The sequence below is a fragment of the Actinobacillus seminis genome (assembly GCF_002263215.1).
Taxonomy (GTDB): Bacteria; Pseudomonadota; Gammaproteobacteria; order Enterobacterales; family Pasteurellaceae; genus Actinobacillus_B; species Actinobacillus_B seminis.
The window spans coordinates 54211-78236 of record NZ_NLFK01000006.1 but is presented as its reverse complement, the minus strand read 5'-3'; the positions used below and the strand labels follow the sequence as shown (position 1 = coordinate 78236).

Annotated in this window: 22 protein-coding genes, 2 tRNA genes and 1 pseudogene; 4 read left to right on the top strand and 21 right to left on the bottom strand. The window is 40.7% G+C overall.

Annotated features, from left to right (window positions below; all coding sequences use genetic code 11):
- Positions 1–479 precede the first annotated feature (479 nt).
- Complete coding sequence (locus CFY87_RS07080) at positions 480–1271, bottom strand: TatD family hydrolase (protein WP_094946524.1); 792 nt, start codon at positions 1269–1271, stop codon at positions 480–482.
- Positions 1271–1780 carry a peptidylprolyl isomerase gene (locus tag CFY87_RS07075; RefSeq protein ID WP_094946523.1) on the bottom strand — a complete coding sequence of 170 codons (510 nt, stop codon included), beginning with the start codon at positions 1778–1780 and terminating at the stop codon, positions 1271–1273. The genes CFY87_RS07080 and CFY87_RS07075 overlap by 1 nt, the downstream gene beginning before the upstream one ends.
- 105 nt (positions 1781–1885) lie before the next feature.
- Between CFY87_RS07075 and cysS the strand changes: the two genes are divergently transcribed.
- Entirely contained in the window at positions 1886–3265 is a 1380-nt protein-coding gene (cysS, locus tag CFY87_RS07070; RefSeq protein ID WP_094946522.1) for a cysteine--tRNA ligase, read from the top strand.
- A gap of 51 nt (positions 3266–3316) precedes the next feature.
- Here cysS and recC read toward each other — a convergent pair.
- The 17 genes and pseudogenes from recC to CFY87_RS06985 form a co-directional block, all read right to left on the bottom strand.
- A pseudogene (gene recC / locus CFY87_RS07065) lies at positions 3317–6693 on the bottom strand (exodeoxyribonuclease V subunit gamma).
- 9 nt (positions 6694–6702) lie between these two features.
- On the bottom strand, positions 6703–6978 hold the full coding sequence (locus CFY87_RS07060; protein WP_094946603.1) for a DUF5374 domain-containing protein: 276 nt from the start codon (positions 6976–6978) through the stop codon (positions 6703–6705).
- A 49-nt stretch (positions 6979–7027) separates the two neighbouring features.
- The gene (locus tag CFY87_RS07055) at positions 7028–7735 is read right to left on the bottom strand and encodes a DUF2572 family protein (RefSeq protein ID WP_094946521.1); all 708 of its coding nucleotides are present in this window, start codon (positions 7733–7735) and stop codon (positions 7028–7030) included.
- The gene (locus CFY87_RS07050; protein WP_094946520.1) at positions 7735–8475 is read right to left on the bottom strand and encodes a PulJ/GspJ family protein; all 741 of its coding nucleotides are present in this window, start codon (positions 8473–8475) and stop codon (positions 7735–7737) included. Before CFY87_RS07050 ends, CFY87_RS07055 begins: the two co-directional genes overlap by 1 nt.
- A 1-nt stretch (position 8476) precedes the next feature.
- A complete protein-coding gene (locus CFY87_RS07045) occupies positions 8477–8995 on the bottom strand; it encodes a prepilin-type cleavage/methylation domain-containing protein (RefSeq protein WP_094946519.1) in 519 nt (172 codons plus the stop codon).
- Between the two features lie 163 nt (positions 8996–9158).
- Positions 9159–9234: transfer RNA gene (locus CFY87_RS07040), tRNA-Lys, on the bottom strand.
- Positions 9235–9266: 32 nt separating this feature from the next.
- Positions 9267–9342, bottom strand: a tRNA-Lys gene (locus tag CFY87_RS07035).
- 162 nt (positions 9343–9504) lie between these two features.
- A complete protein-coding gene (pal, locus tag CFY87_RS07030; RefSeq protein ID WP_094946518.1) occupies positions 9505–9978 on the bottom strand; it encodes a peptidoglycan-associated lipoprotein Pal in 474 nt (157 codons plus the stop codon).
- A gap of 9 nt (positions 9979–9987) precedes the next feature.
- Positions 9988–11295, bottom strand: a complete 1308-nt coding sequence (gene tolB, locus CFY87_RS07025) for a Tol-Pal system beta propeller repeat protein TolB (protein ID WP_094946517.1) — start codon at positions 11293–11295, stop codon at positions 9988–9990.
- Between the two features lie 50 nt (positions 11296–11345).
- Complete coding sequence (gene tolA, locus CFY87_RS07020; RefSeq protein ID WP_094946516.1) at positions 11346–12650, bottom strand: cell envelope integrity protein TolA; 1305 nt, start codon at positions 12648–12650, stop codon at positions 11346–11348.
- Positions 12651–12666: 16 nt separating this feature from the next.
- A complete protein-coding gene (gene tolR / locus CFY87_RS07015; protein WP_094946515.1) occupies positions 12667–13089 on the bottom strand; it encodes a colicin uptake protein TolR in 423 nt (140 codons plus the stop codon).
- A gap of 60 nt (positions 13090–13149) precedes the next feature.
- Complete coding sequence (gene tolQ, locus CFY87_RS07010; protein WP_094946514.1) at positions 13150–13839, bottom strand: protein TolQ; 690 nt, start codon at positions 13837–13839, stop codon at positions 13150–13152.
- Positions 13840–13867: 28 nt separating this feature from the next.
- Positions 13868–14269, bottom strand: a complete 402-nt coding sequence (gene ybgC, locus CFY87_RS07005; protein ID WP_094946513.1) for a tol-pal system-associated acyl-CoA thioesterase — start codon at positions 14267–14269, stop codon at positions 13868–13870.
- Positions 14270–14404: 135 nt separating this feature from the next.
- On the bottom strand, positions 14405–14689 hold the full coding sequence (gene ybgE, locus CFY87_RS07000; RefSeq protein ID WP_094946602.1) for a cyd operon protein YbgE: 285 nt from the start codon (positions 14687–14689) through the stop codon (positions 14405–14407).
- Positions 14690–14693: 4 nt separating this feature from the next.
- Entirely contained in the window at positions 14694–14792 is a 99-nt protein-coding gene (locus CFY87_RS06995) for a cytochrome bd oxidase small subunit, CydX/CbdX family (RefSeq protein ID WP_094946512.1), read from the bottom strand.
- A 23-nt stretch (positions 14793–14815) separates the two neighbouring features.
- Complete coding sequence (gene cydB, locus CFY87_RS06990) at positions 14816–15952, bottom strand: cytochrome d ubiquinol oxidase subunit II (RefSeq protein WP_094946511.1); 1137 nt, start codon at positions 15950–15952, stop codon at positions 14816–14818.
- A gap of 14 nt (positions 15953–15966) precedes the next feature.
- The gene (locus CFY87_RS06985) at positions 15967–17532 is read right to left on the bottom strand and encodes a cytochrome ubiquinol oxidase subunit I (RefSeq protein WP_094946510.1); all 1566 of its coding nucleotides are present in this window, start codon (positions 17530–17532) and stop codon (positions 15967–15969) included.
- 562 nt (positions 17533–18094) lie between these two features.
- Here CFY87_RS06985 and CFY87_RS06980 point away from each other — a divergent pair.
- Complete coding sequence (locus tag CFY87_RS06980) at positions 18095–18334, top strand: DUF5339 domain-containing protein (protein ID WP_236757389.1); 240 nt, start codon at positions 18095–18097, stop codon at positions 18332–18334.
- Between the two features lie 114 nt (positions 18335–18448).
- On the opposite strand, the gene hpt is transcribed toward CFY87_RS06980, so the two are convergent.
- On the bottom strand, positions 18449–18988 hold the full coding sequence (gene hpt, locus CFY87_RS06975) for a hypoxanthine phosphoribosyltransferase (RefSeq protein WP_094946509.1): 540 nt from the start codon (positions 18986–18988) through the stop codon (positions 18449–18451).
- Positions 18989–19221: 233 nt separating this feature from the next.
- Positions 19222–20577, bottom strand: a complete 1356-nt coding sequence (pmbA, locus tag CFY87_RS06970) for a metalloprotease PmbA (RefSeq protein ID WP_094946508.1) — start codon at positions 20575–20577, stop codon at positions 19222–19224.
- A gap of 157 nt (positions 20578–20734) precedes the next feature.
- Between pmbA and yjgA the strand changes: the two genes are divergently transcribed.
- Positions 20735–21271: a ribosome biogenesis factor YjgA gene (gene yjgA, locus CFY87_RS06965; RefSeq protein WP_094946507.1), complete on the top strand. Its 537-nt coding sequence runs from the start codon at positions 20735–20737 to the stop codon at positions 21269–21271.
- Positions 21272–21623: 352 nt separating this feature from the next.
- Positions 21624–24011, top strand: a complete 2388-nt coding sequence (locus CFY87_RS06960) for a TonB-dependent receptor plug domain-containing protein (protein WP_094946506.1) — start codon at positions 21624–21626, stop codon at positions 24009–24011.
- Positions 24012–24026: the final 15 nt, after the last annotated feature.

Genomic DNA, 24026 nt, shown 5'->3' with positions numbered 1-24026 from the left:
AAAATGTACCTGTTTTAGGTACAAACATTAAGGAGAAAATTATGACATTTTGGCAAAAAACTTTTGGCGGATTAAACCTCCCATACTACATTCGCCATTTTCTTTTTGGTCTTATCTTTTTTCATATTCTTTGTTGTAACACTTGTTAATAACCAATACACATCAATAGAAAAAAATATCGTCAATATTATCTTGTTCAGCATTTTGCAATTACTTTACCCTTATTCAAGATTTGTGTATGAATCCATTATCGGCTATATCATGGGAGAAAATGTATTTTTCTTTCCTGCGTTTATTATGTTGCTAGCAAAATTCATCACCATGGTAATATGCTGGATATTTTCTTTTGCAATCGCTCCGATTGGATTAGTATATTTATATTATTTTTATTCTCGACAAGAAAAGAAAGAAAAAGAGGCGACACCGCCTAAAGCGGACTAAATTTGATATTTCTAAACGCGCGATCATTATCGCACCATTTATTCACCAAATAACCTTACACTATTACGCCAGATTTGATCTTCAATCATCTCCGGCGTTTCCAGTCTTAACGTGCATAGTGCATGAAAGACATTAACAATGCGCTGTGGTCGGTTAGGTTGCCCTTGAAAGCCGAAAACTGGCATATCCGGCGTATCAGTTTCCAGCACGAGGCTGTCTAAAGGAAGTTTGCGGATGGTTTGTCGGGTTTTATTTGCCCGTTGATAGGTAATCGTGCCCCCGACGCCAATTTTATAGCCCAGATCAACAAAACGTTTTGCCTGATCGTAGCTACCGGAAAATCCATGTACCACGCCACATTTTGGCAATGTAATACGTTTTAAGAAGGCAAATAATTGATCATGCGATTTACGCGAATGCAAATTTACCGGCAAGCTAAATTGCTTGGCAAGGAATAATTGTGCTTCCAAAAAATCACATTGTTTACGCCACAACGCCTCGCTTAACAAGGTTTCCACACCACGTTCCAAGCCAATTTCCGCCAGTGCGGTACAAGACGATCCGCGTTGATGAATCGCTTGCGCCAGTCGATCTAAATCCGAGGGAAGGTGCTGTTCAATGTATAACGGGTGCAACCCCAACCCGTAATAGAGGCGGTTAGGATAAAGTGCGGCCATTTTTTCGATAGTTTTAAAATCCTTTTCTAATACCGCTACAATCAAGATTTTTTCCACTCCCGATGCTTGCGCATTGTCCATTAATTGCACTAATGGCTCAGAGGTCATCCGAGCCAAATAATTTAAATGGGTATGAGTATCAAAAAATGCCACTATTCTACCGTCACGGACGTGATAATCACATCTTCCACCGGCACATCTTGATGGAAACCTTTATTACCGGTTTTCACGCCTTTGATTTTATCTACCACGTCCATACCTTCAACCACTTCGCCAAATACCGCATAGCCCCATTCTTGCACCACAGTTTTGCCGAACATGTCTTTTTTACGGTGATCCAAGAAGGTATTATCCGCCACATTAATAAAAAATTGTGCGCTGGCAGAATGCGGATCGGAAGTCCGTGCCATGGCAATGCTACCGCGTTTGTTGCTTAGCCCGTTGCCGGCTTCATTTTGGATCGGCGCTTTGGTATTTTTTTCACGCATCCCTAGTTCCATGCCACCGCCTTGGATCATAAATCCGTCAATAACACGGTGGAAAATTGTGTTATTATAGAAACCCTCTTTGCAGTAATTTAAGAAGTTTTCCGCTGTAATTGGCGCTTTCTCATGATTTAAGGCAATTTTAATATCGCCGAAATTGGTGTGTAATGTGATCATTTTGATTTCCTTATGAAATTAAAAGAGGTTTATTATTCCATAAATCGCAAAGAAGTGCTATAAAGTGCGGTGAGTTTTACCCCCGAATTTTAAACTGGAACAACCATGCTAAAAATATTTAATACATTAACCAGAGAAAAAGAAGTTTTTAAACCGATTCAGCAAAATAAAATCGGAATGTATGTGTGCGGCGTGACCGTTTATGATCTTTGCCATATCGGGCATGGCAGAACCTTTGTTTGTTTCGACGTGATCGCCCGCTACTTGCGTTATTTGGGTTATGAATTAACCTATGTGCGCAATATTACCGACGTGGACGATAAAATCATCAAGCGTGCCTTGGAAAATAAAGAAACTTGCGAACAATTGGTCGATCGCATGGTAGTGGAAATGTATCGCGATTTTGACGCCTTAAATATTTTACGTCCGGATTTTGAACCGCGCGCGACCCACCATATTCCTGAAATCATTAATATTGTTGAAAAATTAATTCAAAAAGGACACGCCTACGTCGCGCAAAACGGGGATGTGATGTTTGATGTGGAAAGTTTCAGCCAATACGGGTACCTTTCTCGTCAAGATTTAAGCCAATTGCAAGCCGGTGCGCGCGTGGAAATTTCGGCAATTAAGAAAAATCCGATGGATTTTGTGTTGTGGAAAATGTCCAAAGCTAATGAACCGAGCTGGGCTTCACCTTGGGGGGCGGGGCGTCCCGGCTGGCATATCGAATGCTCGGCAATGAACAGCAAACAACTTGGCGAGCATTTTGATATTCATGGTGGTGGTTCGGATTTGATGTTCCCGCACCATGAAAATGAAATTGCACAATCTTGCTGCGCTCATGAAGGTGAATATGTCAATTATTGGATCCATTCCGGCATGATCATGGTAGATAAAGAAAAAATGTCAAAATCCCTCGGCAATTTCTTCACCATTCGTGATGTATTGTCCCATTATGATGCGGAAAGTGTACGCTATTTCTTGTTAACCGCTCATTATCGCAGCCAGCTAAATTACAGCGAAGAAAACTTAAATCTGGCACATGGAGCGCTGGAGCGTTTATATACAGCTTTGCGTGGCACGGATAAACATGCGGTTGCTTTTGGCGGAGAAAATTTTGTCGCCGCATTCAGCGAGGCTATGGATGATGACTTTAATACACCGAATGCGCTTTCTGTGCTGTTTGAAATGGCGCGCGAAGTCAATAAATTAAAAGCGGAAGATATGGCAAAAGCAAATGCGCTGGCAGCAAGATTACGCGAATTAGCCAATATTTTAGGCTTGTTGGAACAAGATCCGGAAGATTTTTTACAAGCAGGCTCCAACGATGACGAAGTAGCAAAAATCGAAGCCTTAATCCAACAACGTAATGCTGCGCGCGCTGCAAAAGATTGGGCAAGCGCAGATGACGCGCGCAATACCTTGACTGCCATGGGAATTGTGTTGGAAGATGGTGCCAACGGAACAACATGGCGTAAAGCATAAAAACTTATCCATCAAAATGGACATAAAAAGCGGGATTTCCCGCTTTTTTATTTAGTCATAATTTTCGATTTGCGCATTCGCAAGCATGAGCGCAAACCAATTTCTCGTCGCCTCATCTATAGCATTTAACTTCGCCGGTGTCCATGACATTTGTTCACACAAACGTTGCCAATAAGGATCTTTTTCTGCTATTTTCGCCATAAAATCCAAAACTAACGAAAAATCCACCGCACTTTCCGGCGCATTTTGCGTTGCACTTGAGGTTTTTACCATCTTAGCCAAATAATCCGCGATATTTTGCATAATCACCGGCTGCAACTGTTGTTGAGCCGCAACAAACGCCTCAACATAGCATTGCAATTGTTGAAGTGCGGTCGTTTTTTCTACAGTTTTAAAGCGCATACGCTTGTCTTTGCTAAAAAACTAAGGCTTCTTCCACCGTCTCTTGGGTGGCGCATTGCAACAAAAAATACACCCAATTTTCAATCACATCTTTATCACGCAATTTCCCTACGCGCCATGTTACTCGCTGCCAATGCTCACCCATCGGGTATAAATGATCAGGCTGACCAAGTAAGCTCACCTTGCCTTGCGTCGTGTCAAAGAACAAATGGATCGACTTCGCTTGATGTTCTTGTGCTAAATAACCCGCTATTTTTTGTTGCAATCCGCTCAATTCGCGGCTTAATTTATCGCGGTAAATTTGAGCAAAATTTCCCCGTGGCATCACGCCTTTTACGCGCAATTTAGCAAAAAAATTGCTCGTGTCGCGACTCGTCACAATATAATAACTCTTCATTAATATTATATTTATCTAACTGATTTAACTCAAAATTTTCATTTTCCGCAATGCCTTTTTCCGCTTTTTCAAAGTACACACCCAATTGTTTTTCAAAGAAATATTTCACGGGATTTTGCACAAATGCCACCAATTGTGCCACATCAATTTCCGGATGAAAATGAGTTGTTGGCAAGGGTTGAATAAAATCTTGTACTTCGCAATAGGCTTTATTTGCCACCGGTAGCCATTGCCGCGCAAAAGTGCGGTCATTCCCAACAAAGTTTTGCGGGCTAAATGCGGTCATCGGATGTTGTTTTACCAAACGTTTTTTCCACGCTTGTTGTTCCAGCGACGGATCGCCTAAGTGCAAATTCTCACTCAAATAATCCAGCAACTGACTGACCAATACTGACGGTTCCAATGGCGAATCGTCAATAATCGATCGCCCGACGTAGCTGATATATAATTTCTCTTGCGCTGATAATAACGCTTCTAAAAATAAATACCGATCATCGTCACGGCGCAAGCGATCGCCTTTGAGATGATGATATTGCATCAAATCAAAGCTGTGCGGAATCTGTTTGCGCGGATAATCATTTTCGTTCATGCCCAATAAACAAACTACTTTAAAAGGAATGGAGCGCATTGGCAATAAGGTACAAAAGTTAATTTTGCCGGCTAAAAAACGCCAATTATTCGGATTATCCTGCAAATTGGTCTTCATCACCTCAGAAATCACCTCAATCTCCAGCGGAGCAGAAAAATGTGTGCTTTCAATTTGTTGCGCAAACTCGGCAATGCGATCTTTTAAATACCACAGGGTTTCCGCATCATCACGCTCGTCGCTAAAAAATCCGTCGATCATATCAATAAGATGCATTCGCCATGTTTCCACCGCATAACTGTGCTGAATAATTTGTTGCCAATGGGATAAACGTTCAATAAATTGCGCCAACTTGCCAACTAATTGCCCGCTTAAACCATAGGTGCTATCAAAGGCAAGGCTATCTTGCCAAATCCCGTTTTCCTCGCGCATGGCGTATCCCAGCAACATTCGCTCTAAGCCGGCTTGCCAAGCATTATAATTGTCCGTTTGTGTCTCCAATCCGTAGCGAATGCCGGAATGTTCAACCCAATAGTGAATATGGGTTAACTCATCCAATTCAATAGCAAATTTGCGGCGAATTGCCGGCACATCCAGAAATGCCAACACTTCTTCTGCGCCAAACAGGCTTTCTCTGAGACTTAATAAACGTAAAAAGCTGGAAATAATAACGTCATTTTCCGACAATTTATTATCGGAAATGGAAAATGGGAGTGTTTGGGCAAAAGGTTGATGACGTTGTTGCCCAAAAACCGCACGAATATAAGGCGTATAGCGATCAATATCCGCTACCATCACCACAATATCTTTCGGCGTCAGTTGGCGGTCTTGATTAAATAAATGCAGTAAATAATCTTTTAATGCCTCCACTTCGCGCATTGGGCTGTAGCAAGAATGAATACTCAATGAGCGGTCTTGTTCCGACCAATGTAACGATTGGGTTCCGCTCGGCTGTAAATGAAAAATCTGTTGTTGTACTTGCCCTAACAAATGCGACTCAAATTGCGCTACATAAGCTTCAATTTCGTTGGCTTCTGTTTGGATAAGCAAATGTAAAAAATCACGTCCCAGCTTACCCCAAGAAGCAAGCAGCGGGTGTCCCACTTGCAATATTTCGTTATCGTAAGTATGCTGCACTTGCACCTGATCAAATTTCTGTTCAGAAATCCACCGCACTTTTTGCTGCGACTCGTGAGTAAGGCGATAACGTTGACGTAATTTTTGCCAATAGGTCGGATCCACTAAATCGCCCCAATATTCGCGACATCCATTGTTAAAAAACAAATGCACGTCGCAATGTTGGCTAATAGCGTTGAGTGTCTCCAAATATACTTTAGGCAGTGCAGAAATGCCAAACACAAAAATGCGTGCCGGTAAATTCTTCACCTTTCCTGACGCCAATTGATGTAAAAATTGTTGATGCAATTCAGCGCGGTGCGCCGCAGATTGCTGCGGATTTTCGCCTTTGATCTCTGTCACCAATGCGCGCCATAAAATGCCTTGCCATGCAATATGTTGTTGAATTTGTGAGAAAAGTTGTGGTTGCTGCAAGTTAATTTGCCGGATAATTTTTTCATCTTGTTGCCCCTCCCACGCGATGATCCAATCGGGACGATACACCAAATATTGGTCAAACAAATCGGCAATTCGACAAGCCAAGGCATACAATTTTTGTTGTTCCGTTTGCGGTGCATGGGCGAGATAATGGCGCAATGGCTCAAATTCCGCTTGAGATAAATAATTCGGAATTAGGCGCATTAAACGCCAACGCAAATAATCTTTGTTAAACTCCGACTGTTGACTCACGTTGGCGAGGTTCTCTGCATATTGTTGCCAAATAAAACTGGCGGGCATAGGAAAGGCGAAATTTGCCGCAATGCCTTTTTTTTCAGCAATTTGCCATTGCAACCATTGCGCCATGCCCGGGCTTTGCACCAAAATCACTTCGGCACAAAAGGGATCCTGCAATGGTTTTTGTGCCATTAAATACAGCAAAATGTCTTTTTGTACATCAAGTTGATTAGAATAATAAACAGTAAACACAATTTCACCTTAGTCGATAGTTAACTTGATTTCTCCGCCGGTATAACTGACGCGAACCGCTGATGCATCGCATTGGATCTTAAACATCAACCCGTTTTGTTGTACTTGAGTTTGGCAAGGCAGCTTTGCCAACCGGCGTTGCTGTTGGTTTTCGCCGATTTGTATCGCTTGAGAAACCTGATAAATTTGTACCGCACTTTGACGTTGGTGCGATGTCCATTGATTAATGGTCAGAAAAATACCACTAAACAAGGTTAATGTCACCAATAAGGAAGTAAAATTCATGCCGCGATAACCAATAGCATTGGGGTGATATAAGTGGTAACCCATGGTATTACAGCGGTTTAAAATCATACCAACTTTTCTCCTCTAAACGCCAACGACTATAACGACGTACTAATTTTGTCACTGTGGATTTTCGATAGCTCACGGTGACGCTCTCTGCGAGTGTTAACTTTCCACCGGTAATCAAGGCACCACTAATTTTGCCTTTGCCGGAAATGCGTAAATCCCCTTCCGCCACCACTATACCTCGCACATTTCCCTTCAATTCCCATTCGGTTTGCGTTGCATCAAACCAATAAAGTGTATCACTTAGTTTTTTCGGCAATACCGCCGGAGGCAAGGTTAACTCCGTCTTAAAGTGCGGTAGAGATTCTGACTGAATTAATTGCGCATATTCTCCCGCTGAAATGCCCTTTTTCGGCGCTTGTTTAAACAAACGTTGTCGCCCACACCACATATATTGCGAAAGTCGATCTGCCTGCACGCCTCGCTCAAACACAATTTGCTGCGTATTGAGATCATTATCCAAACTCAATTGAGCGCAAAGGCTTTCTTTTTGTTGCCGGCTGATATTTTGTAACGCTAAACTTTGTTGTACAAAAAGTTGACGCTGCGCGTTGATCCCTTGATATAAGCGCAATTGCTCATCGTCAAATAACATAAACAGCACTAAAGCAGCACTGAATAATAACAATAAGGTTAAGGTCATCACGCCTTTATAACCCCCACAATAAAGTCCTCCAATACACACTTTCATTAATATTCCTTAATAAGATGGGATGAAGGGGCTTGATTGAGCAAAGGAACAACAAGCGAGGTGGCATAATGAATTTGCGCATAGCGCTTTAATTTGCCTTGTAGTTTGACTTCCAATAAGCTATTTTCAATTAGCCAATTGAGCGAAAATTGGGTAATTTGAATATCATTGGCATCCAGTAAATCCGTCCAGCCGCCACTATTACAGGCGGGTTGGTGTAAATAACTTTGGCATTGTGCTTGCGTACAGGCCTCATCCACCGCACTTTTATAAGTCGCGCGGGTTTCAATCATCCCTTTACTCAAACGATAACCAAACAGCTCACGTTCAATTGTTTTGGCAGTATTATGTCCGTCGGTAACGCAGCTGCCGGATTTGTAAGTTGAACCGATACAACCTGAGGCATCCAAATCATAAAAAAATAACACGCAACTTTGTTCAGCTTCTTGATCCGCGTGTGTAATCACAAGGCTTTTTCCCAGTGGATCTTGTTCAAAGAGATGCACATTTGTTTGCGTCAGTTTTTCGGCTAAAGCACGAAACCCGGCACGTCGCAAATCTTTACCAATCAGTTGCAAGGTACGCTGTAATTCATTCTGTAGCCTCAATTGCAGGAAAAGTCGATGATTTTGTTGCTGGCTGTTGCTGTAAAACGAGATAATGACCAGCAATAAAAAAGACGATAACGCTAATGACACCATGAGCGCCAGCAAACTTTGTCCGCGATAAAGATGATGCATATTACACTCCGCTAATGCAAGCACTTGAAGATTGATAACCTTTTAATTTCAGGCTACCGACGTTAAAAAAGGAAAAGACGGTGCGAATACTATCGGCTTGTAATACAAAACAGGCGGTCGAAAAAGTGTTGCGGATACCGTTTAAACGGGTCATTTCTTTCGGGTAGTAGGATTTGGTACTTAACATGGTTTGATGTTGATAATAAGGGTAATAAAAATGGGCAAATACATCCCGGCAAGCGGTCGGATATAAACAATCGCAAAGCTGGTCACTTTTGATTTGTGCCGTCAAACACCAACGTTTCTCCTCTAGATTTCGGTTTGCTATCAGCAACCAAATTTCATTAGAATTTTCCACTCTGGACTGGATTTGTCGTAAGAAAAGATAGAGTTTTTGTTGTTCTTTATTGAGGATTAAGCGTGCATTAGTTTGTTGCCAGGCGGGTAACGATAATAATGTAAGAATGCTGATAATCAACAATGCAATTAATCCCTCTAGCAGGGTAATACCTTTCCACATAAAACTTTCCTTTTTTTGACCGCACTTTAGCGCAAGAAAAATAAACAGGAAAATCATGAAAGTACAATTTGCGATCCCGATCGCAAATAAAAAATTAATCACTAACGTTTTAATCAAATTAAATAAAAGGAAGATGAATAATATTGAATATGATTGAAATAGATGGTGGGTCGTGAAGGATTCGAACCTTCGACCAACGGATTAAAAGTCCGCTGCTCTACCGACTGAGCTAACGACCCGCTTAAATAGCTTAAGTGGTTGACTTGCAAGATGGTGGGTCGTGAAGGATTCGAACCTTCGACCAACGGATTAAAAGTCCGCTGCTCTACCGACTGAGCTAACGACCCATATATTGCTTCGTAACGGAGGCTTATGATACGGATTTTAGTTAAATAATCAATAAAAATTTTAAATTTTTTGTTTGTTTGACTGAATAACCAACAATATGATGACAATAAAAACAAAAAACCGGACACAATTAGTCCGGCTTATCTAATTTACACTAATTTTTAATAGTATGCTAGCACCGCACGACGGTTTTTAGAATATGCAGCTTCATCATGCCCTAACTCAGCCGGTTTTTCTTCACCGTAAGAAACAGTTGAAACTTGACCCGCTTGAACACCTTTGGCTGATAAGAAGTTTTTAACTGCATCTGCACGACGTTGACCTAAAGCAATGTTATACTCCGGGGTACCACGTTCGTCAGTGTTACCTTCAACAATAACTTTTGAAGCTGGAGTTGCGTTTAAGTATGCCGCGTGAGCATCTAAGATTTGCTCATATTCGCCTTCAATACTGAATTTATCGAAACCGAAATACACAGTGTTGTAACGTTGTTGCAAATCCTGAACAGAATAACCTGCAGCACCAAATGTTTGACCATTTGCGTTTGCAGAGCTATCTTCAGTTTTGTTTGAACCACAAGCTGCTAATACCGCTACAGAGCCTGCCACTACTAATAATTTAGCAAAGTTTTTCATTAACCTCTCCTAATTTTTACTCAAATATGGTGACCAAGCTGGAAATTTAACTTGTCCATCACTTCCTGGAAGACGGGCTTTAAACCGACCGTCCGCGGAAACCAATTGTAGCACCTTTCCCAAGCCTTGTGTAGAGCTATAAATAATCATAATTCCATTTGGTGAAATACTCGGACTTTCATCAAGGAATGTCGAACTTAGCATCTCAGTTGAACCTGAAACTAAATCTTTTTTCATAATATGATCACCTGCAATCATGATTAACGTACTACCATCAGCAGAAATTTGCCCACTATAACTGCTACCGCCAGAGCTTACTAATGAAGCACTACCGCCTGATGCACTCATTTGATAAACTTGCGGTGAACCGCTTCTATCGGATGTGAACACAATAGAACGACCATCCGGTGACCAGCTCGGCTCTGTATTATTACCAGCACCACCAGTAAGCTGTAGTATTTGCTCATTTCCTAAATTCATCACATAAATATTTAGCACACCGTCTTTAGAGTTCGCAAAGGCTAATCTCGACCCATCCGGAGAAAAGGCAGGCGCCCCGTTATGTCCAGGGAATGAAGCAACCACTTTACGTGAACCGGAAGCTAAATCATGTACCACTAATTGCGACTTCTTATTCTCGAAAGAAACGTAGGCTAATTTTTTGCCATCCGCTGACCAAGCCGGAGACATTAACGGTTGAGAACTTCGAGCCACGATAAATTGATTATGTCCATCATAGTCGGCGACTCGCACTTCATAGGGTTGCGAACCGCCATTTTTTTGTACAACATAAGCAATACGAGTTCTAAATGCACCACGGATCGCAGTCAATTTTTCAAATACCTCATCACTCACAGTATGCGCACCATAACGAACCCATTGGGGTGTTACGGTATATTGATTTTGACTTAATACCGCACCGGCATTGCCTGAAGCGCCAATGGTATCCACTAACTGGTAAGCAATATTATAACCACTACCGGATGGAGTTACTTGTCCCACCACGATAGCATCAACTCCCAAAGAAGACCAGACATCCGGTGTCACTTCAGTTGCAGAAGTGGGCTGTTGTGGCATACGATCGACCGCGATCGGATTAAATTTACCGCTATTGCGCAAATCTGCCGCTACAATATCAGCTACATCTGCCGGAGCAGAACCCGGACCATTCCATTTAAACGGAACGACCGCAATTGGGCGTGCGCTATCAACACCTTCGTCAATAACAATGCGAACTTCATCCTCCGCCAATGCAGTTTGCGTCAACAACACAAACAACATAGAGATAAAACCAATCATGCGAATAATTAATTTCATTATGTTTACCTTTTTACCCTAGGTTGATTTACTTTCCTAAAATTCACCGTTTACCGAATATCAAAATCAATAATTGGTGATTTATACTTATTATAAACCGCATCTGAAGGCGCCGCCGGAACTTTTTTCGTTCTCGCTACCGCACTTAATGCCGCCGTACAAATATCATCTGAACCGGAAACTTTCTGATAACCAGATATCGTTCCGTCTCTCTCCAATTGAATTCTAATACGACAAACTTTACCTGCAAAACTTGGATCTTTCAAGAAACGACGTTGAATTTCTTTCTTGATCACACCGGCATATTGATCGCCAACTTTGCCTCCATCTCCGGCGCCCAAGCTAGCCCCGCTACCTTGACTACCTTGCTTATTCGCATTACTACCTTTGGAAGCACTACCACCAATATCGCCACCATTTAAGAAGTCGTCTAATGCTGCCTGTTCCGCTTTACGTTTTTCTTTCGCATCTGCTTTTGCTTTGGCTTCTGCCTTGGCTTTCGCTTCTGCTTTTGCTTTGGCTTCTGCCTTGGCTTTCGCTTCTGCTGCCGCTTTTTCCTTCGCTTCCGCTTTAGCTTTCGCCTCTGCTTCTGCCTTTGCCTTCGCTTCCGCTTTAGCTTTCGCCTCTGCTTCTGCCTTTGCCTTCGCTTCCGCTTTAGCTTTCGCCTCTGCTTCTGCCTTGGCTTTCGCTTCTGCCTTGGCTTTCGCTTCTGCTGCCGCTTTTTCCTTCGCTTCCGCTTTAGCTTTCGCCTCTGCTTCTGCCTTTGCCTTCGCTTCCGCTTTAGCTTCCGCCGCTTTTGCTTTCTCTTCCTCTTCCGCCTGCTTTGCTGCTGCGGCTAAACGTTTCGCTTCCGCATCGGCTTTCAATTTCACGGCTTCTTCCGCTTGTTTTTGTTTCTCTAAGGCTTCTTGTCCGGCTTTTTCTTCTTGCTGTTTTTTCTGTTGTTCAGCAATTTTTTGTTGGCGCTCTTGTTCTTTTTGTTTTTCTAATTGTTTTTGTCGCTCTATCGCCTGTTGACGCTCTAATGCTTGTTGACGCTCTAATGCTTGTTGGCGTTGTTCTTCCAACTGCACTTGAGCAGGTTGCGGTTCTTCTACCGGTTCAGGTACAGGTCCCACTTTTTTCGGTTTATCCGTTTGCCCTTTTTTCTGTTGTTGCAAACGTCCCCACTCTTGTGCTGCCGATCCGGTATCTACCATCACTGCCCCCAGCACGTCACCGTCACTTTCGCCACCGCCCATAATTTCAACCCGTTGATAAAGAGAGCTTAATATCAACAAAGCAAACAAGATAATATGCATGATGATCGAAATCAGAAATGCATCTACACCTTTTTTTTGTCGATTATTCTGCACAATATTACCTACTTAATTAAATTGGATTAGTCATCAATCCAACAGATTTAATACCCGCAAGATGTAATAAATTCAATGCCTTAATCACTTCTTCATAAGGAACATCTTTAGCTCCTCCGACTAAAAACATAGTATCATTATCTTTTTCAAATTCTTGTTTAGATATGGCAGTTACCATTTCTTCAGTCAACCCTTCGCTACGCTCCCCGCCAATAGAAAGCGTATATTGCCCAATTCCGGAAACCTCTAAAATCACCGGCATTTTATCTTCATTAGGTACATTTTGACTATCTACCGCATCCGGCAATTCTACCTGAACACTTTGGCTGATAATCGGCGCCGTTGCCATAAAAATCAACAACAACACCAATAATACATCTAAAAAAGGAATAATATTAATCTCTGATTTAATATCACGACGTTTATGACGATAAGACATACTTGCCTCTAAAAATTCTTTCAAAAGTAACCGCACTTTAAAAGTGCGGTCAAAAATACATTAGTTTTGTTGTGATTTACCAAATACTTGACGATGCAAAATCGTAGTAAATTCATCAATAAAATTGCCATAGTTTTGCTCTAACTTGTTGACGCGTAAACTTAAACGGTTATACGCCATCACAGCTGGAATTGCCGCAAACAAACCGATAGCGGTCGCAATCAAGGCTTCTGCAATTCCGGGCGCTACCATTTGTAAGGTCGCTTGTTTAGCGCCACTTAACGCCATAAAGGCATGCATAATTCCCCATACAGTGCCAAACAAACCGATATACGGACTAATTGACGCAACGGTTGCTAAAAACGGAACGCGAGTTTCTAAATCTTCAATTTCACGGTTCATCGCCAAATTCATAGCACGTGATGCTCCTTGAATAATCGCCTCCGGTGCTTCCGGGTTGGCTTGTTTAAGACGGGAAAATTCTTTAAAGCCGACAAAGAAAATTTGTTCACTACCAGTTAAGGTTTCACGACGATTATCTAATCCTTCGTATAATTTATTGAGATCTTCACCAGACCAGAAACGATCCTCAAAAGTAGAAGATTCTTTTAGCGCCTTGGTTAAAATACGACTACGCTGGATAATGATTGCCCACGAAATAATCGAGAACGAGATCAAAATTAAGATTACAATTTGAACAACAATGCTGGCTTTCAGAAATAATTCCAAAAAGTTCAATTCAGTGGTCATTACGTTACTCCGAGAAATTTATAAACAATTATTTTGTTTGAAATGCCGCTTTAATTCCCGCGGGAATTGCTACCGGCTTCATTTTACCTAGATCCACACAAGCCACTTTTACCGTGCTCTTGCATAAAATCGTTTCATTTCGCTTTAAAGTTTGCACAAACTGAATTGTCACCCCTTTTACTTTTTCGACAAGAGTTTCTACAAGCAATAAATCGTCTAATCGCGCCGGATAGCAATAATCTATTTCCATGGTTTTGACCACAAACGCCAGTTGTATTTCTGCTAACAGCATTTGTTGCGAAAAACCCAACTGACGTAAATATTCCGTTCTTGCCCGTTCAAAAAAATGCAAATAACGCGCATGATAAACAACACCGCCGGCATCAGTGTCTTCATAATATACTCGAATAGGATACGTAAAGATATTCATTTATGCATATTGCCTGACTAATTTTCCATATTGATTTAAGAGAGAAAATTGGCGTATTTTAGAGCGACATACTGGGATGCGCAAGCCCTAAAGTGCGGTTAAATTTAAAAAATTTTTTAGGGTTTAAAATCAAGTTTAAATCAACGACGATAATGCGATAATTAGCAAAATAACATAACTCAATAACGGTAAGAAACAGGCTTTCCACAGTAGCTTTCTAATGACAAAGCCCATACCATGGATCCATAATGTAATAATCGCCCACATCCCCAGTATAATTAAATAAGGTGAGAAAGATCGCAATGTGCCGGCAAAACCGTTGACGTTAAAAAACAAACTGAACGTTAAAACAAGCGCCAGGATACATGAAAGGGCTCGCCAAGAGCCCTTATTTGTAAATTGGTATAGTGAATTGATCATCAACTTACTCATCAAATTTACCGGTTTTTTCAATACCGATAGTAATTACGACACTTAACATGATGGTGAACAAAACACCCACTATCCATAATACATAAAACATAATTTATCTCCTTACTTCATGAACTAGTATAATGAGTTTTTGTTTTCTTCAATAAATTCACTGTCAAGGCGACCGAACATTTTCGCATATGACCAAATAGTGTAAGCCAATAAGATCACAACGAAAACTAAAGCAAAGCCTAACATCAAGGTCAATGTCCATTGACTTGATGTAGCATCCCACATTAACAAGCTCATTTCAGGATGAGTAATAGATGGCATCACAAATGGGAACATGGCAATACCACAGGTTAGAATAATCCCCGCCATAGTTAATGATGAGAAGAAGAAAGCAAACCCATTGCGGTTGGCTTTAGATGCTAAAATATTCAACAATGCACCAACAACTGCCAAGGCTGGAAAGATCCACAATACCGGCATTTCATTGTAATTGTTAAACCATGCGCCTGCTTGAATCGCTACTTCTTTACCCAAAGGTGAGGCTGGTGCGCTGTGATCAAGGACACTAGTGACAACAAAACCGTCTTCGAAATATAACCATACGCCGGCTAATACAAAAGTGATTAAGGTCACCAAGGCACCCACTTGAGTGATCAAGCGAGCACGATCACGTAAATCTGCAGTGGTTTTCATTTGTAGCCATGCTCCGCCTTGAGTCGTCAACATAGACAAACTTATCAAACCGCAAAGTAAGGCAAACGGATTTAACAATTCAAAGAATGAACCAGTGTAAGTCACTTGCATTAGTTCATTAAATTCAAAAGGAACACCTTGCAATAAATTACCGAAGGCAACACCAAACACTAATGAAGGGACAAAACCACCAATAAATAACCCCCAGTCCCATACTTTACGCCACGTTGGATTATCAATTTTAGCACGATATTCTAACCCTACCGGACGGAAAAACAAGGCGGCAAGCACAAGGATCATCGCAATATAAAAACCAGAGAAAGAGGCAGCATAAACAATCGGCCATGCAGCAAACATTGCACCACCAGCGGTTAATAACCAAACTTGATTTCCATCCCAGTGCGGCGCGATAGAGTTAATCATGATGCGTCTTTCCACATCTTTTTTACCAACAAACGGTAATAAAGTTAAAACCCCCATATCAAATCCATCAGTTACTGCAAAACCAATAAGCAATACACCGACTAAGATCCACCAAATAAAACGTAGAAATTCATAATCAATCATAGTTAGGCTCCTGCTTATTTAGACGATTGCTCAAAATAGTAGCGACCTGTTTTTAATGAGCTTGGTCCCAATCGACCATATTTAAACATTAAATACATTTCTACTACAAGGAAGATAGTGTATAACGCACAGATTAAACAAATAGAGAACCAAAGATCACCTGTCGTTAAATTAGAAGCCGCAACACCAACCGGCAAAACATCATAAATAGCCCAAGGTTGACGACCATATTCAGCCAAGAACCAGCCACTTTCAGCTGCAATCCACGGTAACGGAATGCCCCACAATAATAGTTTTAGTAATAACGAGCTGCGTCCCACTGTTTTACGCACATTTTGAACAAATGCGGCTATGAGCATAAGGAAAATTATTCCGCCGGCGAGCATCATAATACGGAACGACCAGAATGTTGGTCCTACATACGGAATTGTATCTGTCGCAGCTGCTTTAATTTGCTCTTCAGTTGCATCAACCACATTATCTGTATAGCGTTTTAATAGCAAGCCAAAACCTAAATCTGTTTTTACCGCATTAAATTGCGCTTTAGTTTCTTCGCTAACCTGACCGTTTTGTTTTTTTTCTACCTTTAATTGTTGCAATAAACTATAAGCGACGATACCGTTACGAACACGACCTTCATTAATTTGTTGTAAGTCATTAATGCCTAAGAATGTTTTATCTAAAGAACGAGTTACAATTAATCCGGCAGCATACGGAACCTGTAAAGCAAAATCATTGCGTCGTTCTGCCTCATTTGTTAAAACAATCGCGTTCCAATTTGCCGGTGCTGATTGAGTATGCCATTCACCTTCCATTGCGGCAAGTTTTACCGGTTGGGTTTGACCAATTTCATAACCGGATTCATCTCCCATAATCAATACACTAAATACCGCTACGATACCAAAAACGGAAGCAACAGAAAAAGAACGTTTTGCAAACCCGATATCACGCCCTTTTAAAATATAATATGCACTGATACCTAACACAAAACAAGCTGCTGTAACATAACCTGCTGATAAAGTGTGTAAAAATTTACTTTGTGCCACCGGATTTAACCAAAGATCTAAGAAACTGTTCATTTCCATCCGCATGGTTTCAAAGTTAAATTCCGAACCCGCAGGATATTGCATCCAACCATTAGCAACCAAAATCCACATTGCGGATAAATTGGAACCGAATGCCACACAATAAGTTGTTAGTAAATGTTTACCTTTTGATAAGCGATCCCAACCAAAGAAAAATAATCCGACGAAAGTTGATTCCAAGAAGAATGCCAACAGAGCTTCAATAGCAAGCGGTGCACCAAAAATGTCACCTACATAATGAGAATAATATGACCAGTTTGTACCAAACTGAAATTCCATTGTAATACCGGTAGTTACCCCTAAAGCAAAGTTAATACCAAATAATTTACCCCAGAATTTTGTCATATCTTTATACACTTCCTTGCCCGTAGTAACATAAAGCGTTTCCATAATCACAAGAATCATGGTTAGCCCTAATGTCAACGGCACAAACAAAAAGTGGTACAATGCAGTTAATGCAAACTGCAATCTAGAGAGTTCAACAACGTCTAACATCTCGACTCCTTGTAAATGCTACAAGTTTTTCAATTATGATTACTAAGTAATCACCCCATATTACCTTCTCTAAGATATCTCTTATCTTAAGGTCAAGTGACCGAATTATTTTCACAATCATCACTAACGAAACACCAGTATATAAGTTAATCATTATAAAAATAATCCGTGATCACTGTGTATTCTACTACTAAAAGTAAGGATAAAAAATAGCAAAAATGACAGACAGATCACATTTTTTAGATTTAAATCAAAAATAATCCTAAAGGTTTATCATCATATCTATTGATATTAATCAAATTATGAATTTTATTAACATTTTCACAACATTCATTATTCCCAGGCTCACAATTTTTGAATAAAACCGGCTTAAGCACTAGACATCATACCGATATTCTGCTAATTTTCTTTGCGCTTATTTTTGTTTAATATTTTATGTAAAGGTGATAGGGTGTTTATAAATAAAATAACAACTTTTGCTTTCGTTGTTGCCACGGGTATTTTAGCAGTGGTAGGAGGCGAACCCGCCGTTGCAAAAGCGGAATCCACAAAGGCACAGCTAATGCAAAATAATACCGTTGTCACACTGCCTCAACAATGTGAACAATTGTTCAAAGCAACCGAGAGTTTAATTGCAGAAGCTGAAAAACAACCGGGTACCCATACCCAGTTAAATAAAATTAAAAGTAAGTTAAACCAAAGCAAACAGCAAATTCTGGAAATGGAATTAGCGACACAAATTAAAAGTTGTGATGTTGGTTTAGTGAGACTGGCATCCAAACAAAATAATGCCGCCAACTAATGTCTAAAACCACCATTAAAGTGGTTTTTCATTGCCCGTAACATAAAATATAAAAAAGCTTGCTATTTGATTGGCAAGCTTTCTGTTAAATGTCTCACAACTTGAAAAATGCAATTATTCCGGCAAAATCACTTTTCCGATATAGCCTAAATTACGATAGCGCTGCGCATAATCAATCCCGTAACCCACCACAAATTCGTCAGGAATAGTGAAGCCCACCCAATTTACAGGCACTTCCACTTCACGCCGAGAAGGTTTATCTAATAAAGTACAAATTACCAACGACGCAGGATCCCGTAATAATAAGATCTCACGCACTTTTTGCAAGGTATAACCCGTATCAATAATATCCTCCACAATCAACACATGTTCATTACGAATATCGCCTTCCAAATCTTTACTGATTTTCACATCATGATTGCTCGTCATACCGCTGCCATAACTTGCTGTCGTCATAAATTCAATTTCCACCGACAACTTAATCTCGCGAACTAAATCCGCCATAAACATAAAAGAACCGCGCAACAGTCCAACAACAATTAATTTATCTATTTTTTTATGTTGGTAAAATTGAGTAATTTCCGCACCAAGAGATTGAATACGAGAACGAACATCTTGTTCGGAAATTAAAATATCTACAGAATGTTTTTTCATTATAAATGACCTTTCAATATCAGGTTTAGCTAATCGGCGCCTATTGTAGCAAAAAAAAGGCTGAAGTATAAACCTCAGCCTTTAAATACCCTAACGAATTTACTTTCTACTCTACTTGTTTGGTGTACTTTGCTACAGAGACAAAAAATTCTTTTCCTCGGTCGGCAATGTAACAAGCCACACTATTCTATCCAGGCCTGGAATGATTGTCAATGAGAATTATTTGCATTTATTTAATTACCCGAAACTTTCATGTTTTCCAGCAAAATAGACCCTGTTTGAATATTCGAACGAGCCTCAATATCGTCACTCACTGCCACAATTTGACTAAACATGTTTTTCAATTCTCCCGCAACGGTAATCTCGGCAACCGGATATTGAATTTCTCCGTTTTCCACCCAAAAACCACTCGCACCGCGTGAATAATCGCCGGTAACCAAATTTACCCCTTGCCCCATCAAATCCGTCACTAACAAACCAGTTCCCATTTCACGCAAAAGTGCGGTCAATCCACCACTTAAATTTGGTTTCACCAGCCAATTGTGGATCCCGCCGGCGTGTCCGGTGCTTGGCATTCCCAGTTTTTTGCCACTATAACCGGTCAATAAATAGGTTTGTAACACTCCCTCTTCAATAATCTCACGCGACACCGTACGTACGCCCTCGCTATCAAAAGGCGACGACGCTAACTGCCCGATTAAATGTGGACGTTCACTAATCGCAAACCAATCCGGCAAAATTTGTTTACCCAAATGATCCAATAAAAAACTCGACTTACGATACAAGCTACCACCGCTAATTGCCGCTGCCAGATGACTAATAATGCCCGTTGCCACATCATTCAAAAACACCACCGGCACTTCTTGAGTTGCCATTTTTTGCGGTTGCAAACGCTCTAACGTTTTCTTAGCACAACGTTGCCCAACCCAACTTCCGCTTTTCAAACGCTTAACATCACGCGAAATTGTATATTCATAATCGCGTTCCAGTTGCTCATCTTTACCCGCGATCACCGAGCAAGAAAGTGAATAACGACTGGATAAATAACTTTGCAGCATCCCGTAGCTATTGCCATAAACCCGAATGCCGGTATGAGAATTAAATGCCGCTCCTTCGCTATTAACAATTTTCTCATCATAATCCAGCGCGGCTTTTTCCGTTTCCAAAGCAAGTTTTATCGCCTGATCTACATCCACTTCCGCAGGATGATATAAATCCAAATCTAGCGCCTCAAATGCCATCAATTCACGATCTGCCAATCCGGCGCAATCATCCGGCGAAGTATATTTAGCAATCGCTAACGCTGATTCCACCGCACTTTTAATTGCCGCCGGGCTTAAATCCGAGGTTGAAGCGTTGCCTTTTTGCTGCCCGACATACACAGAAATTCCCAATGCTCCATCATTATTAAACTCGACATTCTCCACTTCTTGCAAACGTGCCGAAACCGATAAACCGCTCACTTTCGTCACCGCCACTTCCGCCGACGCTCCGGCATATGTTGCAATCTCAACCGCATAACTCACAGCGTCACGCAATTCTCGTTCCTGATGCTTTAAAAGTGCGGTACTATTTTGTTGAATTTCCATATAATTTCCTTGACTAAATCGTTCATAGCGCGCATTTTACCGCATTTTCAGCCAACCCGCTAACGCCTCCTCAATCTTTCCGCATTTATTTTCAGCAACACGAATTACTGTGCTAAAATAGCCGGATAAAAAGTAATAGCAAACAAAAGGATAACCTATGGCAAAACGTAAAAAAGAAGCTTTTGATTGGGAAAATGAAGAACAAGAAGAAATTATTTGGGTTAGTAAAAGTGAAATAAAACGCGATGCACAAGCCCTTAAAAAACTCGGTGAAAAACTGGTAGAGTTAAATGACACGCATCTAAAAAAAATTCCGTTAGAGGAAAACTTATTAGACGCAATCAAATTAGCACAACGCCTACAAAAAGAAGCACGTCGCCGCCAATTACAATATATCGGTAAATTATTGCGCAATATCGATGCCGATCCTATCCAAGAAGCCTTGGATAAAATCGAAAATAAACACGCGCAACAACAAGCCATGCTCCACAAATTGGAACACCTACGCGACAAATTAATAGAAAAAGGCGATGATTTATTAAGCGAACTACTCAACGATTACCCACAGGCAGATCGCCAATATCTACGCAATTTAATTCGCAATGCCCAAAAAGAAAAAGAACAAAACAAAGCACCTAAAGCCTATCGTGAAATCTTCCAATATTTGAAAGAATTGATAATCACAGAGGAATAATATAAATAAAAAGTGCTGTCAAAAATGCTCCGTCCCCAAAGTTAGTCTCACTTTATATGTAAAAAGTCGTCCTAAATTAGCGGAATACGACACGCCTAATTTTACTTATTCTGATAGCAAATCCACCTTTAAAGGCAAATTACGTAAAATCGTCATGGCAAAACTCAAAGCCGAACCTGAACGCCAATGTAGTGTGCCTGAATTACTTCATCTCGCCCTAGTAGATTAGGGCTATCCGCCCTTTTCATTTTCTCTCACTTATACCCTAAAATGAAAAAATACTTTACCCCATTCAGGGGATAGTTTAAAATAAATAAAGATAATTATTCTTATTTTCAATATTGGTATAAAAATGAAAAATTTTTCTTTTACACTGTCAACGGTGCTTGTCAGTTATGCTTTATCCGCAGGATATGCACAGGCACAGCAAATAAAAACACAGGAAAAGCTGCCTGAAATCGTGGTTTACGGTGATCAGAACAGCGAGCTTTCCTCAATCCAAACCATATCTCAACAGGAAATGGCAAAATCCCCCTCTACCAATGGAAATATTTCCGATTACCTCTCCACCAATCCTCATATCCGTTATGAAAATAGCGACCGGAACGGATTTACCCGAGGTGAAATAAAACCAGAAAATATCTCCATTAACGGAGCAGATTTTAACCAAACCGCTTACTTTGTTGACAATGTTAATGTGAACAATGACTTAACTGTGGACAATGAAATCTTCGATGGTTCAATGCAGGTTGTGCCTGGTATCAGTCATACACAGGCTTATTTTTTCGATGCGTCAATGTTATCTGCCGTGGAGGTGCATGATCATAATATTTCTGCCAGTTTAGGCGGTTTTATGGGGGGAGCTGTTGTCGCCAAAACCAAACAATATGACGGAACCGACCGCACTTTGCTCAAATACCGCGCCACCAATTCCCATTGGGCTGAAATGAAAAGTGATGCTCAAAGTAAACGCATTCTACAGAAAGTTCGCCCTAACAATACCGGTGATGCCGAATTTCAACCCAATTATCATAAAGACTTTTTCTCTTTGATGGTGGAACGCGGCCTGACAGAAAATCTAGGGGCTGTGTTCGGATTCAGTCGCCGTATGAGCCGCATTGAACAAAACCGCCTGATTGGGCATCAAAAAGATTCGTCATCAAGCATTGAACCCCGTTTGGATCGTCAAAACCACCGCCGACTTTCCGACACTGCCTTACTGAATTTGAACTATACACCGAATGAAACCAACCGTTTTGAACTCGGTTTTCGTTATTCTCGCTACAAAGAAGAAAAATATTATGGCGAAAATATTAATAATAACTTAGGCGACTATCACAATGCTTACGGTGCAACATTAGCGTGGGTTCATTCGTTTTCTTCAGGTGTGCTGACCAATACCCTTGCTTATGATCATTTTATCGACAAACGAAAATCAAACAGTTCGCACGTGGATATTTATTCCGTTAGTAGTGAAGATTATGAGCCACTTTATTCCTATGAAAAAGGTGGTTACGGAAACAGCAAATTAACACAAGACAATCTGCATTTTTCAACGGAATATGCATTTAATCCCTTTGATTTCGCCGGAGCAAATCATTCTCTTTCTGTGGGGGGAATATATCAAGCTTCCCAATACCGTTTTTCCCGTCCTCAAGATGTATCGGGAAATATTAATATGGTAACAGGTGATGAAGAGCCAATGAAAATTCCCTCTCTAAACGCCTCAAAAGGCAATGTGACAACCCGCTACCAAAATGTTGCCCTCTATGTGGAAGATTTAATCCAAATCGGTCGTTGGAATTTTCGTCCGGGATTGAGGGTTGAACGTGATGATTATTTGAAAAATACCAATATTTCTCCTCGTTTTGTTACCCGTCTTAATCCTTGGGAAGCAGGCTATTTTACCTTCGGATTAAACCGTTACTACGGTCGTTCCTTCTCATCCTTGAAATTAACCAATAAAATCCTGAAGCTGAATCAGGATAACAGTCGTCAACATCAAGAATTTCAACATTTAAAAACCCCTTATGCTGATGAATTAAGCATCGGGTTTCAACAACAGGTTAACAATCTCGATTTGAAATTAAATTATATTCATCGCCAAAACAAAAACCGTATTATGTTGAAAAAGGACAATGACACCCGAAAAACCTACTACATCAACGCTAATAATTACGGTGTTAATGTTTATACCCTTCAAGTCAATCAACTTGAACCTTGGCAATGGAGAAAAACCCAATGGACAACCTATGTCGGTTTTGATTATTTAGATACCAAACGTGCCGACTTAGACAAGGCTCTCAATCCGTTTGAACCGGTTTATCTCGACGGTAAATTGATGACCCGCCAAGAAATGCGGAAAAAAGTGAACAGTTCAACGGAGGATTGGATCGCACGTGTCGGTTTGGATATGGCGATACCCGACTGGCAATTTACTTGGTCAAATCGCCTCCAACTTAAAGCACCGGTAAAAGGATACGAAGAGATCAGTAATGTCGAAGACGATACACCAAGCCGTTACCGCAGTTTTGATTACGGTACACATTTTCAATGGGATATGTCGTTGCGTAAAACGTTACCTTTGATCGGTACGCACACTGCTTATTTACAGTTAGATATTTTGAATGTGTTAAATCAAGTACGTCAAAAAACACGGCATATGATCTCTACACAAGAAGAATACGGCATATTTACACCGGGACGGGAGTTCTGGCTGGAAATCGGCTATCATTTTTAACAAATAATCATCATT

What these genes read in the sequence shown, in the direction of transcription:
- CFY87_RS07075 (WP_094946523.1), bottom strand. Translation starts at nt 1,780, where the DNA reads ATGATCACATTACACACCAATTTCGGCGATATTAAAATTGCCTTAAAT.
- cysS (WP_094946522.1), top strand. Translation starts at nt 1,886, where the DNA reads ATGCTAAAAATATTTAATACATTAACCAGAGAAAAAGAAGTTTTTAAA.
- CFY87_RS07060 (WP_094946603.1), bottom strand. Translation starts at nt 6,978, where the DNA reads ATGAATTTTACTTCCTTATTGGTGACATTAACCTTGTTTAGTGGTATT.
- CFY87_RS07055 (WP_094946521.1), bottom strand. Translation starts at nt 7,735, where the DNA reads ATGAAAGTGTGTATTGGAGGACTTTATTGTGGGGGTTATAAAGGCGTG.
- CFY87_RS07050 (WP_094946520.1), bottom strand. Translation starts at nt 8,475, where the DNA reads ATGCATCATCTTTATCGCGGACAAAGTTTGCTGGCGCTCATGGTGTCA.
- CFY87_RS07045 (WP_094946519.1), bottom strand. Translation starts at nt 8,995, where the DNA reads ATGTGGAAAGGTATTACCCTGCTAGAGGGATTAATTGCATTGTTGATT.
- pal (WP_094946518.1), bottom strand. Translation starts at nt 9,978, where the DNA reads ATGAAAAACTTTGCTAAATTATTAGTAGTGGCAGGCTCTGTAGCGGTA.
- tolB (WP_094946517.1), bottom strand. Translation starts at nt 11,295, where the DNA reads ATGAAATTAATTATTCGCATGATTGGTTTTATCTCTATGTTGTTTGTG.
- tolR (WP_094946515.1), bottom strand. Translation starts at nt 13,089, where the DNA reads ATGTCTTATCGTCATAAACGTCGTGATATTAAATCAGAGATTAATATT.
- tolQ (WP_094946514.1), bottom strand. Translation starts at nt 13,839, where the DNA reads ATGACCACTGAATTGAACTTTTTGGAATTATTTCTGAAAGCCAGCATT.
- ybgC (WP_094946513.1), bottom strand. Translation starts at nt 14,269, where the DNA reads ATGAATATCTTTACGTATCCTATTCGAGTATATTATGAAGACACTGAT.
- ybgE (WP_094946602.1), bottom strand. Translation starts at nt 14,689, where the DNA reads ATGATCAATTCACTATACCAATTTACAAATAAGGGCTCTTGGCGAGCC.
- CFY87_RS06995 (WP_094946512.1), bottom strand. Translation starts at nt 14,792, where the DNA reads ATGTTTTATGTATTATGGATAGTGGGTGTTTTGTTCACCATCATGTTA.
- cydB (WP_094946511.1), bottom strand. Translation starts at nt 15,952, where the DNA reads ATGATTGATTATGAATTTCTACGTTTTATTTGGTGGATCTTAGTCGGT.
- CFY87_RS06985 (WP_094946510.1), bottom strand. Translation starts at nt 17,532, where the DNA reads ATGTTAGACGTTGTTGAACTCTCTAGATTGCAGTTTGCATTAACTGCA.
- CFY87_RS06980 (WP_236757389.1), top strand. Translation starts at nt 18,095, where the DNA reads ATGCAAAATAATACCGTTGTCACACTGCCTCAACAATGTGAACAATTG.
- hpt (WP_094946509.1), bottom strand. Translation starts at nt 18,988, where the DNA reads ATGAAAAAACATTCTGTAGATATTTTAATTTCCGAACAAGATGTTCGT.
- pmbA (WP_094946508.1), bottom strand. Translation starts at nt 20,577, where the DNA reads ATGGAAATTCAACAAAATAGTACCGCACTTTTAAAGCATCAGGAACGA.
- yjgA (WP_094946507.1), top strand. Translation starts at nt 20,735, where the DNA reads ATGGCAAAACGTAAAAAAGAAGCTTTTGATTGGGAAAATGAAGAACAA.
- CFY87_RS06960 (WP_094946506.1), top strand. Translation starts at nt 21,624, where the DNA reads ATGAAAAATTTTTCTTTTACACTGTCAACGGTGCTTGTCAGTTATGCT.